The sequence below is a fragment of the Comamonas testosteroni ATCC 11996 genome, assembly GCF_000241525.1.
Lineage (GTDB): Bacteria > Pseudomonadota > Gammaproteobacteria > Burkholderiales > Burkholderiaceae_C > Comamonas > Comamonas testosteroni.
Genome location: NZ_AHIL01000026.1, coordinates 286,400 through 302,318, shown reverse-complemented (window position 1 = coordinate 302,318; position 15,919 = coordinate 286,400). Strand labels below are relative to the sequence as shown.

Genomic DNA, 15,919 nt, shown 5'->3' with positions numbered 1-15,919 from the left:
AGCAGTTACGACATGGGGCCGTCAATGTCCACCCAAGGGCTCGCATTGAGCATTTCGGCGTGAGGCGCTGATTTCCATTTCCTTTCCAGAAGTGTTCAGCGCACTGGTGCCGCGCCAGTGGGTCAATCACTATTTTTGTGCTCACGCCAAGCCCACGCTGGAGGTGACGGGGATCGCTGTGGCGGCAGGCCTGGCTGCTCCCGCTCCCTGGATCAGGAACACCCCGCCAAGAATCAGGAGCACACCCAGCACACGCATGACGTTGATGGGCTTTGGCTCCAGCCCCATGACACCGAAGTGATCGATCAAGACCGCCACGACCATCTGCCCTGCGACCACGGCGACCAGAAATCCGCCGGCACCCAGTTTGGGTATCAGGGCTGCAGCACTGGCGACGTAAACAGCCCCCAGGACACCGCCGATCCACAACCACCAGGGACCGTGAAACGCATTGCTGAAATTCGGCATGGGGGCTTTGACCAGAATCAGCATGGGCACCATCACGGCCAGGCTGATCACCAGCGATGTGGCAGCCCCCCAGAAAGGGTGACCAAGAGCACGGCCTACGTTGGCATTTGCTGCGGCCTGAAAAGGCAGGATGGCCCCCGCCAGCAAGGCCATGCCCAGTGAGGCGACCGTCATCAATGCCATCTTGCTGTTCATATCTGCCACTCCTTCAAACGTCTACAAGCAATGTTTGAATGGTCTCGCATACGGATTAATTATGGAAATCGTTTATATGCACATGTACTATTCTTCACATGGATGATCTGCGTCGTATCGACCTCAATCTGCTGCTGACACTTCACGCGTTGCTGACCGAGAAGCACGTGACCAGGGCTGCCATGCGCCTGCACAAGAGCCAACCGGCAGTGAGTCATTCGCTAGCTCAGCTGCGCGAGCATTTCAATGACCCATTGCTGGTGCGCAAGCAGGGAAAGCTGGAGGTGACAGCCCGAGGCAATGCGCTGCTGCAACCACTCTCGGAGGCTTTGGGCAGCCTCAATACTCTGCTGGGAACACCTCAGTTCGATCCACTGCAGGCGCAGCGACGATTCAGGCTGTCACTGTCCGACTATGCGGCTCGTCTGGTACTTCCGGACCTGATGCGATACGTCCGCAAACATGCGCCCGGCTTTGACTTCGCCATCAGTCAGGCCAGCCGGGATGCCATGCTGGTACAGCTAGCCGATGGTGAATTGGACCTGGCTCTGGGGATCTTTCCCGATCTTGCACAAGACATCCAGGTCGAAACACTGTTCGAAGAGGATTTCATCTGTCTCGCAGACAAGGCCGTCAGTCCGGAAAAAGGAGGACTGTCGTTAGAGGAATGGCTGACGCGCCCTCATGTCATGCTGGCATTGAGGCCGGATGCGAACGACGAGATCGAGCGCGCACTCGCCGCCAAGGGACTCAAAAGGAGGATTGCGGTGGCCTTGCCACACTGGAGCGCTGCGGTTGAATTGCTGCCAGGTACCGATCTGGTTCTGACGATTGCCCGTCGTGCTGTAGGCCCGCTGCGCTCATTCAAGAATCTGCGGCAGTTTGCGCCTCCACGCCAATTGCAACTACCGAAAATGGCATACCAGCAAGCCTGGCACACGCGAAAGCACAATGACCCTGCGTTGACCTGGCTCAGGCTTGCTGTAATGAACAGCTGCAAACAGAGTGCTGGCGAGCAGTGAGTTGCCACCAGTCGCGATTTTTGCCGTAATTTTTCTTCAGCATCCTAGACGCTGCCGATGACTGCGATGGGCGGGGATTCAATCGGCCAATAGCGGTTTTTTGATCATTTCATCCTGGTATATGACGATGGACTCCAAACAATTTGTTGAAAACTGGGTCAACCTCAAATCAGAACTTCTTTTGTCTTTCATGAATGCTCATGAAGAGTCGGAGGTCGCAGCGAGGATCGAGGCTCTAGGACTTACGCCCAAGCAGCACGAGCAACTTCGAGCAATTCTGGATTCTGTGCTGAGAGACACCATGTATACATTGCTGCTGGGACTCGATGGCGCCGCGAGCATTGGAGGCGAGCAACAAACGTATACGCTTCATGATGAGGACGGCAATCTCATCTCTGATGGCGGTGAACTGGAAGCAGCAGCATGGGAAGCCTTTCACGGGCAGGATCAGGCACCCGAGGACGATTGACAAACGCTTTCCAGCGACTGGTCTGGGTCGTTTGCAGTCCTGGTTTCATTAATGAAGTAAGCGTAACTACGCGCTCTTGGTGCTTGCATCTCTTCAATGCGCTCGACTATGCTGGTTACATTGAGTCACGCTGCGCTAGGAGGGAACTTTGCCAAGCATTGAAGTTTTTGAAAAGCTCACTGGTCGCAAATTTTCGAATGCAGAGCTCTTGCATACAAAGGTGCTCTCTTTCCCTGAAGAGGGGAAAAAGAGAGTTGTCTATGGACTGCTGGCCGAGGCTATCGACATCGACTACTCTCAAAAGTCGCTTTCTGAGATTGGCGAGCAAATAAGACTGGTTCTGTCCAATATTGAGCGCGTTGCACCCAAAGCCTTCGTTGGTCAAAACATTCGTGTGTACGAGGGCGGCAACCACTTGGACATCATCAATGATGGTGTTGGCAGCATGGGCTGGTTGATTGTGGAAGACCACCTGACTTGATTGGACCTCAAACGCCCGGGATCCAGAAGCGCAGCGATCCCTTGTCCGGCGCCTGATGCCTGCAGGCTGTCTGCGCAGACCTCGCCGTTCGATCCGCTGCGCCGGTCTGGAGATCGTTGTACTCGCGAAAGAAGTTTTCAGCTTAGCGCATGCAATCGATCTGAACTGGCTGGATCAGAAAGGCTCCTACAGGAGCCTTTTTGCTTAGACAGCAGAACTGTTCAATCCACAGCAACCATCACCGACGACGCCTTAATGACGGCATACGCATTGTCGCCCTCCGTCAATCCCAGGGACTGGGCCGACGTTGAGGTGATAGAGGACGTGACTCTCACACCAGGGGCAACTTCTAGTGTCAATTCCGTGCTGACCGGGCCCGTGACAATCGAGATAACCTTGCCTTGCAAGACATTGCGAGCACTGATTTTCATAGCATCTGTACCTGAAGAAATGACGACGGACAAGAGCATATATTCAGCGACTCGATGGCTGTAGACGCTCTGTCATATAGAAGTCCTATCGCCAGTTGTATGACTGCAATGGGCTGAGCTGCGACAGCCGCAATCGGTTTTCGCCACGGACGTTCACCTACCTGAGCAAGTCACACGAAACGCCATCTTCAGCGCTTTCCCAGCCATCGACTGATACCTGCTGCGGCAACGGCAGCAACTGCTGCACAAACAGCTCCTGCAACGGCAACACTGCCGGCATCCCACCAGGTGATGCTTGCCCCACCTAGCAGCGCACCCAGCGCGATACCTCCGTTGGCAGCCGAGACGTTAATGGTTCCGGCCAGAGCCTGGGCATGTGGTGCTGACTTCATGACCCGGATCTGGCAGATGGGATACAGCGCCGTGTTCGCAATGCCCCACACGCCCAACGCGAGGGCCAACCCTGCCGGTTGCGCTGCCATCAGTACCGTAGCCAGCATACCAATAGCCAGCACGACGCTGAACAGTGCGGTGGTTGCCAGCGGCTTGCGGTCTACCCATATTCCGCCCAGCCGGTTTCCGAGAAGGCCGACGGCGCCGAAACCCATCAGCCACCAGCCCACATGCACCGAAGGCACATGCGCAACCTTCTCCAGCAGCTCTGCCAGGTAGGTGTACCCCGTAAACATGGCCGTGAACACCGCGACCGACAGCAGCACGTTGGCCACAAAGGCCGGATCGCGGAGGATACGCACCTGCTGTGCAAGCCCGACCCGTTGGCCTGCGACCATGGCAGGCATGAAGCAGTGCAAGAGGACGGCAATCAACAAGGACATGATCGCGAGCACCCAGAAAGCGCCGCGCCAGCCCATGGCGTCGCCTGCGACCGTGCCCAAGGGAATCCCCAGCAGCATGGCCGCGGAAATCCCGAGGTAGACCGTGGAAACGGCCTTGCCTGCGCGCTCGACCCCGGCCAGCTGAGCTGCTGTCTCGCTGGCCGTCCCCCAGAACACCGGCAACGCAAGCGCAGGAATGATGCGGGCAACGGCCAGGACCCAGAAGTTCGGGGCCAGTGCGGCCACGGCGTTGGACACGGCGAAGAGAGCCAAAATCGCCATGAACAAACGTTTGCGCTCTACGTGTGCCAGCCATGCCGTCAGGGGCGGCCCGAAGAACATCACCACGATTGCGAACAAGGTGACCAGTTGGCCTGCCGTAGCGATGGAAATCGACAGATCGCGAGCAAGTGCCGGCAGCAGGCCGACCATCAAGAACTCGGTCGTGACGATCACGAACGCCGCAATCGCCAGGATATACATGGATGCGGTGCCAGCCTGCGCGGCATTTCCTGGACCCTGACAGGCGGTGTTAGACGAAGAGGACATTTTCAGCAAGGGGATTTTCAAACCCAGAGCTTATTAACTCCCAACATTCTTATGTTGGATGCAAATTCCATTGACTTCATCCAAAAATTCCATAATCAGACACGCAGCCTGGCTCCTAGATGGCTGAGTAATGCGTCTACCTTGGGCAGCAATTGCCGGCTGCGCTGCCATTGGAGATACAGAGGCAGGCCATTCACCGCCAAGGAGGGCAATACTTCCACCAGTTCGCTCTTGGCCAAGCGCTCGCCAATGAGCCAAGTTGAAATCTGGGCTACCCCGAATCCTTGGCTCACGGCTTCCACCCAGGATTCAGCGCTGCCCACCTCCAATCTCGCTGCAGGGCTGTAGTGTTCGATGGGTGCATCCCTGCACTGAATCAGCCATGGGCTGGGTGTGCCGTTGGGGCGCCGGTAGAGCACGGAATCCAAGCGGTCCAGCGACTCCACATCATCCTCAATCTCGCCAACCTTTTCCAGGTAGCTCGGTGCGCAGCAGAAGATGCGCCGCTCCCTGCCGAGAAAGCGATATCCGATGGGAGCCGGCCAGGTCTCGCCGCCGCCAATGCGCACCGCGACATCCACCCCATCTTCCACAAGGTCCACAAATCGATCTGTGAAGGAAATCTCCGGCTGCACGCCGGGATAGACTTTCATGAAGTCGAAGAGCACAGGCATTACACACATGCGGCCATATGTTGCAGGAAGGTCGATGCGCAGCTTGCCCACTGGCACCGTGTCTTCGGCTTTCAGTACATGCTCGGCCTCCTCCAGTTCGCCAAGGACACGCTGGCAGGTCCGGTGAAAGGCCTGCCCCGCATCGGTCAACGAAAGGCGACGGGTGGTCCGCTCAAACAGCCGCACGCCCAGGCGTGACTCCAGACGTGCAACCGCCTTGCCCACGGCGGAGTTGGTCAGGTTCAGGCGTTCCGAGGCAGCGGTGAAACTACCGGCGTCCACCACAGATACGAAGACATCTATGCCTTTCAGGCGTTCAGAGGAATACATGTTTATGGAAATAAACTCCAGAGGCTGGACCAATAATAGAAGACATCAGCCATGGATTCCTGAATTCCATTGAGCTTTGACTGATCGAAGTCGCGCCGTTTCGTTGGCAAGTTCTCATTGCCGAGACTTGCGCAACGCGCCCTTCCAGCACATCCGTCCAGACCGATCTGGGTTTCGACAGAACATCGGCACCCGGCCTACTCAGAGAATGTCCGCTCAGGGTCGCGCTCTGCCTCCGAGGGCAATCAAAAGCGAAGGCTGAGGTGCTCCTCGAACAGCATCGCTACATGCGCGATAGTCGATACAGACGATGTCCAGCCAGCTAATGCTCGTATTGTCCTGATTGGTTCAAATCATGACTTCCAAACGGAGCCAGCAATGACACTTCAGGACATCTCGGACAAGGTAGAAATCAATGAACTCCTGGCACGTTACTGTCATGCCTTAGATGAAAAGGATTGGCACTCGTTTCAAGCGATATTTCTTCCTGATGCGATTTTGGACTTCACCGCTCTTGGTGGCCCCAAAGGCTCTCCTGCCGAGCTGCAAGCGTTTTTTGCGCCAATCCTTGGCAGCCTGCCCTCGACACAGCACACAGTCTCTACCGTCAAAATTGATCTGGCAGGAAATAGCGCCACCGCTCGATCTGCAGCCATCGTCCCCATGACAGGCAAGACGCCTGAAGGCAAAGAAGCCACTTCTGTGAGCGGCCTCTGGTATGAAGACAGCCTTGAGCGCACAAAGGATGGCTGGAAGATCAAATCACGAAAGCAAGTTCGCAGTTGGTCCGCAAATATGGCCTGATCCACACGCTTTGGTACAAGCTTGTCAGCTTTCGCATGGTTTGGTGTGCAGCCGTTGCGATCACTCTCAAGTAGTCGACAGCCCCTGGATGGCGGCTTAACGTTCAGCGACAGTATTCGCTGAACCTTGCTCGCCAACGTGTTAGCCCAGCGCTGCACGGCAGGTGACTCCTGTTTCAGGCATCGCATGCGTCACCAATGAGGAAGCTGCCCAACTTCTCGCTCTTTTTATATCTCACTCCAGTTCTTTCATCTCAAGCTCAATTCTTGTGTACTCCTTGTACAAGCCTGCTCGGACCTCTGGCTCTATGGCTGCGCTTGAAGCAATTTATTGAGCTGGTGCTGCGGACGCTGGATAGCCTTCTGACTTCGGCCTGTTTTTTGTGCTTCTATCACCAGGCCTATTTTTCAAGTTCTTCACGGCGTAAAAGGCTGACGGGGGAAAAACAAAGTCAAATTCTTCTGGCAGCAATTTTCACAGTCTTCTTGACCACAACACTTGGCTTGCTGTGGCTTTTGGTACCTTAAACCGTCATCAACGAAGCCGCTGCCGCCTTCGCGATCGCCTTGGCTTTTTCCTTTGCAGCAATTTTTCTTTTAGTTCGCAGCAACCAATCGAGTATTGAGGCCTTGGCCCAGAAAAGAGAATTGGGGGCCATCAACCGATTGCTAATCGAAAAGCCGCGAAATTGATTGCCGCGATTTACATGGAGCACCGCGAAATACCAGTCAAAGTCTGCCTGGATCCAACCAACCAATGCAACGCATTCGCCAGGGGCCATTAACACGACCCTTGATACGTCGTTGCTTCGCCTTGTCATACTTCTTTGCCACCTGCGGCTTCGCGCCTCGTCTAAACCAATCCCCATCAGCGGACTGGTCAGCAGCAGTCTTTAGATGCGGTCCAACCTGCAAGGTCTGCAGCATTGGTGCCTATGCGATGGGAATCGAACCGATCAGGCCGGGGTTTAAGGGGGTGACACCAAGTGTTTCTCCCTCTGAGCGACATCATTTCAATTCTCGCCGCGCCCCCTAAACTCCCCAGAAAACTCCCCTGACGCTTCCATGCGTCACAGCTACCCTACTCTGCCTGGCCGTCGGCAACTCAGACCTCCAGCGTCAGCTTTACTTCTCATAGTGACAATATAAAAAGAGGCCCATAGTCATTATGACTATGGGCCTCAGTTTTGTTATGTAGCCTCCTTTGCAGGAAAGCTACGCACTCGTGCTTACCACTGCACCTTTACGCCAATGGAGGCCTGCACCCCGCTCTTGACCCGGCTGTCGCCGCCATTGGCCCACAGCTTGCCCAACTCACCATAAACACTGGTGCGCGGGTTGATCTGCAGGCTCGCACCGGCAGCCATCTCGGTCGCGGTATAGCCGCCCTTGGCCTTGATGTCGGTGGTGCCGCCCGGCGCCGCAAAGCTGGCGATGTCGGTGGTGTTGCTCGCCTTGTAGACGTTGATGCGGCCATAGGGCTGCAGCACGCCGGCGCCGGTCGCAAAGTTACCCTTGATGCGGGCACCCAGGCGCACGGTCCAGTCATCGTCGGCCTTGTTCTTGACCGTGGCCAGGCTCAGCGCTGTGTCGTCGATGCTCAGCTTGCGGTAGATGATCTGCGCCTGAGGCTCGATCTGCCAGTTGGAGGTCACAGCAAAGGCCTTGCCCATTTCCAGAGAAGCCAGCCAGCCGCTGCCCTTGGTGCGGGCCTGGGCTGTGTCGCCGGCGGTGCGCAGGTCGCTGCGGTAGTCAGCGCCTTGCAGCACGGCATCGGCATACAGGCCAGACTGATCTTGCCAGGTGCCGTACACACCCAGGTAGCGGGTGCGCAGGTTGTTGAAGCCGACGTATTTGCGATCCACGCCGCTGGCAAAGCCCTTGACGCTCATGTCGCCTTCAAGCTGACCGACATAGATGCCGGCCTTGATGCTCTGGTCGGCATACAGATCCAGACCTGCCTGGAAGCCGGTCAGGTGACCGCTGCTCTCGGGGCTGACGGTGCCTTGCTGGCTGATCTTGGGATCGGTGCGCAGAATACGGCCCCACACTCGGCGGCTGGCGCCTGTGTCGGAGCTGGTCGTGGCTTGTGCGCCTTCATCGCCCATGCGCTTGCGCAGATCCCCCAGCATGGCCATGTCGGCCTGGCGCAGCTGTGCCGGCAGGGCCGACAGCAGCGGCACTTCGGCACGGTAGGCCGTGGTCGGTGTCGTGGGCGTTGTGGGAGCAGTAGTGGTCGAATGCAGAGCCGCACCCTGGGTGTTTTGCGTCAGGCGGTACTCATAGGCACCGGCATCCACATGACCGCCAGCCAGGGTGAAGCTGCCCGGCTGCAGGCTGGCTCCGTTCTCCGTACCGATGATCCCAATACCGTTGCCCGTAGTCTGAGCGCCCAGACCGCCGGCATTGGTGATGTGCACCGTGGTGCTACCGCTGGCCACGGCCGAGGCGCCGGACAGCAGCAGCTTGTCGGTGGCGCTGCCGTCCGCACCCAGCACAGTGGACAGGCCCAGGTTGCCGTTGTTGCCCACATAAGCGCCGGTAACCTTCAGCACCGTGCCCGGTGCTGCACCGCTGTTGCTGCTGAGCTTGACGGTGCCGCTGTTGTTCAGGCTGGCCAGGGTCTGGTTGTAGCCCGCCAGATCCAGCACAGCGCCGCTGGCCACAGTGTGGGCCGAGGTGCTGCTGAAGGTGTTGGCAGCGCCTGCTTGCAAGGTACCCTGGGCGACATCGGTGGCGCCTGTGTAGGTATTGCCGGTGCTGGTCATCGTCAGCGTGCCAGTGCCTTGCTTGGTCAGGAAGCCCGCTCCGGTGATGGCACCGGTCCAAGTTCCGTTGTTGCTGCCGGTGTCAACGATGGGATCGTTGTTGCCGGTCATGTGCAGGTTGTTGGCAATGGTCATGCCGTTGGCGATCAAGGTAATCTTCGTGTCATCGTCCATGGACAGCGTGCCGCTACCCAGACCCTTCTCGTTGCCGAGGTTGATATTGCCACCCTTGTGGCTGACACCGCCGCTGAAGCTGTTGGCGGTGTTCAGCGACAGCGTGCCGTCGCCTTGCTTGATCAGCTCACCCGTGCCATCCATCTTGCCGTCGAACTCGGAAACGGCCCCCGCAGCGGTGTTCACCGTCAGGCCTTGCGAGCCCAAGGCGACGTGCCCCGTGCCAGAGATGCCACCGGTCTTGAGTGCATAGCCGTTGAGATCCAGCGTGGCGCCCGAGCTCACTTGATAGAGCGTGCCTTGCACCAGCGAGGAGAGAGTGCCGATCTTCAACGTACCCGCTTGCACAAAAGTGCCGCCGGTATAGCTGTTGCTGCCGGTCAGGGTGGTGATGCCCGTGCCGACATGAACGAGGCTACCGGTGCCGCTGATATTGTTGGAGACGGTCGTGGCATCGCTGCGGTTGAAAACCAGAGAGCCATTATTGGTCACAGCGCCGGTGCCCAGATTGCCGCTGGTGCCACCATTGCCGACTTGCAGCGTGCCAGCGTTGATGGTGGTGGTGCCGTTGTAGCCGTTACTTCCGCTCAAAGTAAGGGCCGCACTGCCATTCTTGACCAGACCGCCAGCACCATTGATCACTCCAGCCAGCTCCAGATTATTGCTACCCGCAATATTCAACGGACCGCCCAGGCTGATGGCGTTGCTCAATTTCACAGCGGTGTTGCTGTCAAGCGTTACACCAGCAGCGGTTTCCAACATTCCGCTACCTAGAGCATTGTTGTTTCCAGCAACCAAGGTGCCGCCGCTGAGGACGGTGCCACCGGTATAGGTATTGCTGCCGTTAAGCACCAGGGTTCCGGTGTCAAGCTTGTTGAGCTTGCCGCTGCCGGTCAGACCAACGTCGAGGATGGCGGTCGCGCCTGGGTCGACGCGCAGATTGGTATTCCCACCAGTGTCATTGACAAGGTTGAGCTCGCCACCAGTGCCCGCCAGCAGACGATAGCCATTGCTGACGAACTGCATTCCATTGACGGTATGACTTCCTTCGACAGTGACGTCACCTCCTGTGCCCTGGAACACTGCAAAGTTATTGCCCCACGTGGCGCTGAGCATGCCGTTAGCATCGCTCCAGTTGGAGTTGCTAGCATTCCATACACCTGCGCCACCTTCAATCTGGCCTGTAGGAACAGTCTGACTACCGTTCCAGAATTGGAGACCCAGTCCCGCAGAGCTGACCAGCAAGTTGACCTGATTCGCCAGGGCTGTCTGCAGGCTCACATCGCCAAGGGCCACGCCCAGCGGCAGGCTGCCGAAGTCCAGACCGTTGTCGGTGAGCCCACCGCTGTAGTTGAAGATCCGGTACACACCGTTGCCAAAGCCACCGATGTTGCTGACATTAAGCGTGCCGTCGAGGGTCAGATTGCCACCAACGCTAAACAGGGCCGTGCCGCCGGTAGACGGAGCGCCCAGGCCCGCATTGACGATCGAGCCGCTATTGAGCACCAGGCTGCCGAGACCCAGGGTGCTGCCGCTCTGCCCCGCCAGTTGGCCACCGTTGCCGATGACCACCGTGGCATTGGCATTGCCGCTGCCGGTAAGGGTCGCACCGCTGGCCACCGTCAGCAGGTTGCTGCCCAAGGTGCCGTCAACCTTCAAGGTGCCGGCGTTGACCAGGGTGTTGTCGGCCAGGTTGCTGTTGCCGGTCAGGGTCAGGGTGCCGCTGCCGACCTTGGTCAGCCCGCCCAGGCCATTGAGGCTACCGACGAAGGTGCTGTTGAAGTTGTTGCTGCCAAGGCTCAGGACGCTGCCAATACCAACATCAACTTGGCCGCTGCCGGTCAGGCTGCCCAGGCTGGCGTTGCCATTGAGATTTAACTGGCCGCTGGAGCCAACATTGAGGGTTCCGACGTTTGCCAACACACCGCTGCCAAGTGTGGTGAGCGAACCAGCCTGAATATCGACATTGCCGGTAAATGTCTTGACCCCGACCAGGGTGAGATCGTCCACGCCGGTCTTGATCAGGTTGCCGTTGCCACCAAGATCGCCGCTGAGGATCAGTGCGTTGGCTGTTTCGACGGTCAGATTGGCGCTATTGCTCAGAGCGATGGTATTGCCCAGGGCCATCGGCGAGATGTTGGCGAGAGTGGCGTCGGCCGTAACCGCAAGCGTTCCTGTGCCCAAGGCGCCACTACTACCCAAGGTCAGTCGGCCGGCGTTGAGCTGGGTGCCGCCCTGGTAGCCGTTGTTGCCATTGATGGTCAGGTTGCCACTGCCGCTCTTGGTCAAACCAGCAGTACCGTTGATCACACCGTTGAGCGTCAGGTCGTTGCCGCCATCGACAGTGAGGCCGGCGTTGAGGGTAACGTTATTGGCCAGGGTGACATTGCCGGAGCTGCTGAGGGTCGAGGCACCAGCGACGGTCAGGGCGCCCTGCCCAAGCGCGTTGTTGCTGCCGACCTGCAGGGTGCCGCCATTGAGGGTGGTACCCCCTAAATAGTTGTTGGCGCCGGTCAAGGTCAAGGTTGAGGCACCCGACTTGTTTAGACCTCCAACGCCATCAAGCACGCCATTGAGGGTGAGATTGGCGCTGCCTGGCACGTTAAGCGTGCCACCTAGATGCACGGCATTGGCCAGAGTGACGCCCCCGCCGCTGGCATCGAGACTGGTGTTCGCGCCGGTGCTGAGGTCGCCACTTCCCAGCGCGGTGTTGTTGCCAACGACAATCTTGCCACCATTGAGTAGCGTGCCGCCGCTGTAGGTGTTGGCGCCATTGAGCACCAGAGTGCCGCTGTCCAGCTTGGCCAGGGTGCCGGTGCCGTCAATGTTCACGCCGATCGTGGCGGTCACGCCCGGGTCGACCCGCACCGCCGTGGTGCCTCCGGTGCCGTTGACGGCGGTCAGTTGCCCCGCCGTGCCGTTGACTAGGCTGTAGCCATCGGTGGTGAACTGCAGGCCGGTGAACAGTTGCGTGCCGTCCACCGTCACGGTGCCGGCGGTGCCCTGGAACACGGCAAAATCGCCGGCCCAGATCTGGTTCAGGGTTCCGTTGACGCTGGTCCAGTTGGTTCCCGCGTTGTTCCAGGTACCGCTGCCGCCGTCCACCGTACCATCGGCGACGGTGTTGCTGCCGTCCCAGAAGCGGATGTTGGCGTTCGGCGCCGACACCAGCAGGTTCACCTGGTTGCCGACCGAGGTCTGCACCACCAGGTCGCCGAGGCCGAAGCCGACCGGCACGCTGGCCACGTCCAGGCCCAGGTTCGTCAGGCTGCCTGTGTAGTTGATCAGGCGGTACACGCCGACGCCGAAACCGCCGGCGTCGGTGACGTTGAGGTTGCCGTTCAGGGTCAGGTTGCCGCCGACGTCGATCAGCGAGGTGGTCGACGGCGCGGCCAAGGCCGCGTTGAGGTTGCTGCTGGCGCCGAGGGTCAAGCCACTCGCCGACAGCTGGTTGCCCGAAGACAGCGCCAGGTGTCCGCCGTTGGCGACGTTCAGCTGGCCGACCACCGTGCCGTTGCCGGTGAAGGTCGCGCCGCTGCCGACATCCACCTGAGCGCTGCCCAGCGAGCCGCTGAGGTTCAGGGTGCCGCCGCTCACCAGCGTGTTGCCGGTCAGGCCGCTGATCCCGGTGAGGTTCAGGGTGCCGGTGCCGACCTTGGTCAGGCCGCCGCTGCCGCTGATGCCGCCGTCGAAGGTGCTGGTGGTGCTCACCCCGCCCACGGTCAGGGTGCTGCCGGCGCCGACCTGCACGCTGCCGCTGCCGCTCAGCCCGCCCATGCTCGCGTCGCTGCCCAGGTTGAGGCTGGCCCCGGCGCTGATGGCCGCGCCGGAGGTGTTGCCCAGCGCGCCGCTGCTCAGGGTCGAGACACTGCCGGCGAGAATGTTCAGCGCACCGGTGAAGGTGTTGGTGCCCATCAGCGTCAGGTCGTCGAGGCCGCTCTTGGTGAGGTTGCCAGCGCCGCTGACCACGCCACTGAGCACCAGGCTGTTGTTGCCAGCCACGGTCAGCCCTGCGTTCAGGGTGATGTCGTTGCCCAGCACCAGGGCCGAGCTGTTGTCCAGCGTCGCCGCCCCGCTGACGGTGAGCGCGCCGCTGCCCAGCGCCGCCGGAGTGCCGAGGGTCAGCGTGCCGGCATTGAGGGTGGTGCCGCCCTGGTAGGTGTTGATGCCGTTGAGGGTCAGGTTGGCCGTGCCGTTCTTGACCAGCGAGCCCGTGCCGCTGATCACTCCGCCCAGGGCTAGGTTCTGCGAACCGGCGACGGTCAGGGCGGCGTTGAGGGTGACCGCGTTGTTCAGGTTGACCAGCGCCGAGCTGTTGTCCAGGGTCGCGGCCCCGGAGACGGTCAACGCACCGCTGCCCAGCGCTGAATTGCTGCCGATGGTCAGGGTCCCGGCATTCAGGGTTGTGCCGCCGACATAGGTGTTGTTGCCGGCTAGGGTCAGGTTGGCCGTGCCGTTCTTCACCAGGCTGCCGACGCCGTTCACCGCCCCGCCCAGGGTCAGGTTTGCGGTGCCGCCGATGTTCAGGGCGCCGGCCAGGTTCACTGTGTTGCCCAAGCTGACGCTGGTGTTGGTATCCAGCGTCGTTCCGGCCGCTGCGTTGAGGGCGCCGCTACTCAGCGCCATATTGCTGCCGATGATCAGCTTGCCAGCGTTGAGCGCGGTGTTGCCGAAGTAGGTGTTGGTGCCGTTGAGGGTCAGGTCGGCGGCGCCGTTCTTGATCAGCCCGCCGATGCCGCCTACCGTACCGTTGAGGGCCAGGGCATTGCTGCCAGCGACGGTCAGGTTGCCGCCCAGGTTGACGTTGTTGGTCAGCGACACTGCCGCACCCGCATCCAGTGTGGTGCCGCCGTTGGCGTTCAGCACACCGCGGCCCAATGCCATGTTGCTACCGACGATCAGCGTGCCGGTGTTCAACGCGGTGGTGCCGTCGTAGTTGTTGCTGCCGTTGAGGGTCAGGCTCGAGCTACCGACCTTGATCAGGCTACCGTAGCCGCTGATCACGCCGCCGAGGGTCAGCGCATTGGCACCGCCCGCCGTGAGGTTGGTGTTGAGCGCAATCGCGTTGCTCAGCGTCACGTTGGCGCTGCTGTTGAGCGTGCTCGCCCCATTCACCGCCAGATCGCCGCTGCCCAGCGCGCCAGCATTGCCAACGGTCAGACTGCCGGCGTTGAGGGTGGTGCCGCCGCCGTAGGTGTTGCTGCCGTTGAGGGTCAGGTTGGCCGTGCCGTTCTTGATCAGCTGGCTGGCGCCGCTGACTACGCCGCCCAGGGTCAGCGCATTGCTGCCGCCGATGCCTAGGTCGGCGTTGAGCACCACATTGTTGGCCAGCGCCACGCTGGTATTGTTGTCCAGGGTCGCGGCGCCGGCGACTGTCAGATCGCCGCTGCCCAGCGCGCCAGCATTGCCAACGGTCAGGGTACCAGCGTTGAGGGTGGTACCGCCGCTGTAGGTGTTGCTGCCGTTGAGGATCAGATTGGCCGCGCCGTTCTTCACAAGGCTGCCACCGGCTCCGTTGAGCACACCACCGAGGGTCAGGTTTGCGTTGCCGGCGATGTTCAGGTTGCCGTTGAGGGCGACAGCGTTGCTTAGCGCCACGGTGGTGCTGGCATCTAGCGTTGTTCCCGCCAGCGCAGTCAATGCACCAGCACCCAGCGCGGCATTGTTGCCGACCACCAGTGTCCCGGCAGCCAGCGAGGTTCCTTGTGTATAGGAATTCCCGCCATTCAGCACAAGAGTGCCAGACCCGAGCTTGCGAAGGTGGCTAATGCCCGTAAGCGATGTATTGACCGTAGCAGTGACGTTGGGTTCGACACTGACATCAAAGGCACCACTGCTGCCATTCATCAGTTGAATGGTGCCCCCATTCAGCAAATAGCCATTGGTGACGAACTTCAGCCCCACGACGCCTGTAGGATTAGGATTGCCCACGTTAACAATACCTGCTGCACCTTGAAAGACTGCAACAGCAGGGCCGAACCATGAAGTGGTACCAAAACCATCGGTCCAGATAGGATTGGAGTTATCCCACACACCGCTACCGCCCGATCCCGGAGGAATGCCAATCTGAGCAGGGTCCCAATAGAACTCTTGCTCAATTGCAGCCAAAGCCGATCCGCTACCCAGCGCACCGGCTAGAACAACCCCCGCAACACCGCCAAGCGCCACAGAAGAACGGCTACTTTTCACACGGCCTTTGGCGATTTCGCTGACGGCTTGCCACACGCCTGTCACGGCGTTAAATACCACACGATGGACCTGATTCACGGGCCTTACCTCTCGTCTAATTGATAGTGAAGTGCGTCAATTCCGAGAGAGGTAGGCTGCGGCAGACCTGCGCAGCCGCACTTGCAGCTCCTGCTGTCTCAACCAATTCGTTTCTAAATTGACAATTACTTACATTGCGAGCTTAAAGGAAAATTGTGTACAAAAAATCATTGAAATCAGTGATTTTTTGAAGAAGAAAGCCCCAAGTGAGTGCGCCTTCCTGATACGCATCAATCGAGTAGAAAGCATGAGCAGTCTGTGAAAGACCGACTGACACTGGAGTCCCCCTCCCCTCCCAACGAGGCCCTGACTCCATGCCCTCTCCGCTACGTCATGCTGCCGCGTCTGAACGCTAAAACCGTGCGTCTTGTTGAAGGTCGGTGGCAGTGCAACGCCGCCCATTGACCGCTGCAGCACCTACCCTCAAGAGGTACACAAAGGCGGTGAAGACA

General features: G+C 59.4%; 11 protein-coding genes. 5 read left to right on the top strand and 6 right to left on the bottom strand.

Translation table 11 applies throughout. The annotated features are described in order from the left end of the window. Nucleotides 1-141: 141 nt before the first annotated feature. Nucleotides 142-663: a DMT family transporter gene (locus CTATCC11996_RS11020; protein WP_003076061.1), complete on the bottom strand. Its 522-nt coding sequence runs from the start codon at nucleotides 661-663 to the stop codon at nucleotides 142-144. Between the two features lie 98 nt (nucleotides 664-761). Here CTATCC11996_RS11020 and CTATCC11996_RS11015 point away from each other — a divergent pair, with 98 nt between their 5' ends. The 3 genes from CTATCC11996_RS11015 (at nucleotide 762) to CTATCC11996_RS11005 (ending at nucleotide 2,635) form a co-directional block, all read left to right on the top strand. Continuing rightward, on the top strand, nucleotides 762-1,685 hold the full coding sequence (locus CTATCC11996_RS11015; RefSeq protein WP_003076059.1) for a LysR family transcriptional regulator: 924 nt from the start codon (nucleotides 762-764) through the stop codon (nucleotides 1,683-1,685). A gap of 121 nt (nucleotides 1,686-1,806) precedes the next feature. Beyond that, nucleotides 1,807-2,154, top strand: coding sequence for a hypothetical protein (locus CTATCC11996_RS11010; protein ID WP_238532405.1), 348 nt, complete (start codon nucleotides 1,807-1,809; stop codon nucleotides 2,152-2,154). Nucleotides 2,155-2,302: 148 nt separating this feature from the next. Continuing rightward, nucleotides 2,303-2,635, top strand: a complete 333-nt coding sequence (locus CTATCC11996_RS11005; protein WP_003076056.1) for a hypothetical protein — start codon at nucleotides 2,303-2,305, stop codon at nucleotides 2,633-2,635. Between the two features lie 221 nt (nucleotides 2,636-2,856). On the opposite strand, the gene CTATCC11996_RS11000 is transcribed toward CTATCC11996_RS11005, so the two are convergent. The 3 genes from CTATCC11996_RS11000 to CTATCC11996_RS10990 form a co-directional block, all read right to left on the bottom strand. Further along, complete coding sequence (locus tag CTATCC11996_RS11000) at nucleotides 2,857-3,066, bottom strand: TOBE domain-containing protein (protein WP_003076054.1); 210 nt, start codon at nucleotides 3,064-3,066, stop codon at nucleotides 2,857-2,859. 188 nt (nucleotides 3,067-3,254) lie between these two features. Further along, entirely contained in the window at nucleotides 3,255-4,385 is a 1,131-nt protein-coding gene (locus tag CTATCC11996_RS10995) for an MFS transporter (RefSeq protein WP_003076052.1), read from the bottom strand. Between the two features lie 161 nt (nucleotides 4,386-4,546). After that, a complete protein-coding gene (locus CTATCC11996_RS10990) occupies nucleotides 4,547-5,455 on the bottom strand; it encodes a LysR family transcriptional regulator (protein ID WP_003076050.1) in 909 nt (302 codons plus the stop codon). A gap of 378 nt (nucleotides 5,456-5,833) precedes the next feature. On the opposite strand from CTATCC11996_RS10990, the gene CTATCC11996_RS10985 reads away from it, so the two are divergent. Both CTATCC11996_RS10985 and CTATCC11996_RS25515 read left to right on the top strand, forming a co-directional pair. Beyond that, nucleotides 5,834-6,259, top strand: coding sequence for a nuclear transport factor 2 family protein (locus tag CTATCC11996_RS10985; RefSeq protein WP_003076048.1), 426 nt, complete (start codon nucleotides 5,834-5,836; stop codon nucleotides 6,257-6,259). A 197-nt stretch (nucleotides 6,260-6,456) separates the two neighbouring features. Continuing rightward, complete coding sequence (locus CTATCC11996_RS25515) at nucleotides 6,457-6,786, top strand: hypothetical protein (protein ID WP_138983854.1); 330 nt, start codon at nucleotides 6,457-6,459, stop codon at nucleotides 6,784-6,786. On the opposite strand, the gene CTATCC11996_RS10980 is transcribed toward CTATCC11996_RS25515, so the two are convergent. Together CTATCC11996_RS10980 and CTATCC11996_RS10975 are read right to left on the bottom strand one after the other, a co-directional pair. Beyond that, on the bottom strand, nucleotides 6,783-7,040 hold the full coding sequence (locus CTATCC11996_RS10980) for a hypothetical protein (protein WP_042438515.1): 258 nt from the start codon (nucleotides 7,038-7,040) through the stop codon (nucleotides 6,783-6,785). The genes CTATCC11996_RS25515 and CTATCC11996_RS10980 overlap by 4 nt on opposite strands. Nucleotides 7,041-7,487: 447 nt before the next feature. After that, on the bottom strand, nucleotides 7,488-15,467 hold the full coding sequence (locus CTATCC11996_RS10975) for an autotransporter-associated beta strand repeat-containing protein (protein WP_085959852.1): 7,980 nt from the start codon (nucleotides 15,465-15,467) through the stop codon (nucleotides 7,488-7,490). Nucleotides 15,468-15,919: the final 452 nt, after the last annotated feature.

Coding starts and splice junctions, on each gene's coding strand:
- CTATCC11996_RS11020 (WP_003076061.1), bottom strand. CDS start 663: ATGAACAGCAAGATGGCATTGATGACGGTCGCCTCACTGGGCATGGCC.
- CTATCC11996_RS11015 (WP_003076059.1), top strand. CDS start 762: ATGGATGATCTGCGTCGTATCGACCTCAATCTGCTGCTGACACTTCAC.
- CTATCC11996_RS11010 (WP_238532405.1), top strand. CDS start 1,807: ATGACGATGGACTCCAAACAATTTGTTGAAAACTGGGTCAACCTCAAA.
- CTATCC11996_RS11000 (WP_003076054.1), bottom strand. CDS start 3,066: ATGAAAATCAGTGCTCGCAATGTCTTGCAAGGCAAGGTTATCTCGATT.
- CTATCC11996_RS10995 (WP_003076052.1), bottom strand. CDS start 4,385: ATGTATATCCTGGCGATTGCGGCGTTCGTGATCGTCACGACCGAGTTC.
- CTATCC11996_RS10990 (WP_003076050.1), bottom strand. CDS start 5,455: ATGTATTCCTCTGAACGCCTGAAAGGCATAGATGTCTTCGTATCTGTG.
- CTATCC11996_RS10985 (WP_003076048.1), top strand. CDS start 5,834: ATGACACTTCAGGACATCTCGGACAAGGTAGAAATCAATGAACTCCTG.
- CTATCC11996_RS25515 (WP_138983854.1), top strand. CDS start 6,457: ATGAGGAAGCTGCCCAACTTCTCGCTCTTTTTATATCTCACTCCAGTT.
- CTATCC11996_RS10980 (WP_042438515.1), bottom strand. CDS start 7,040: ATGGCCCCTGGCGAATGCGTTGCATTGGTTGGTTGGATCCAGGCAGAC.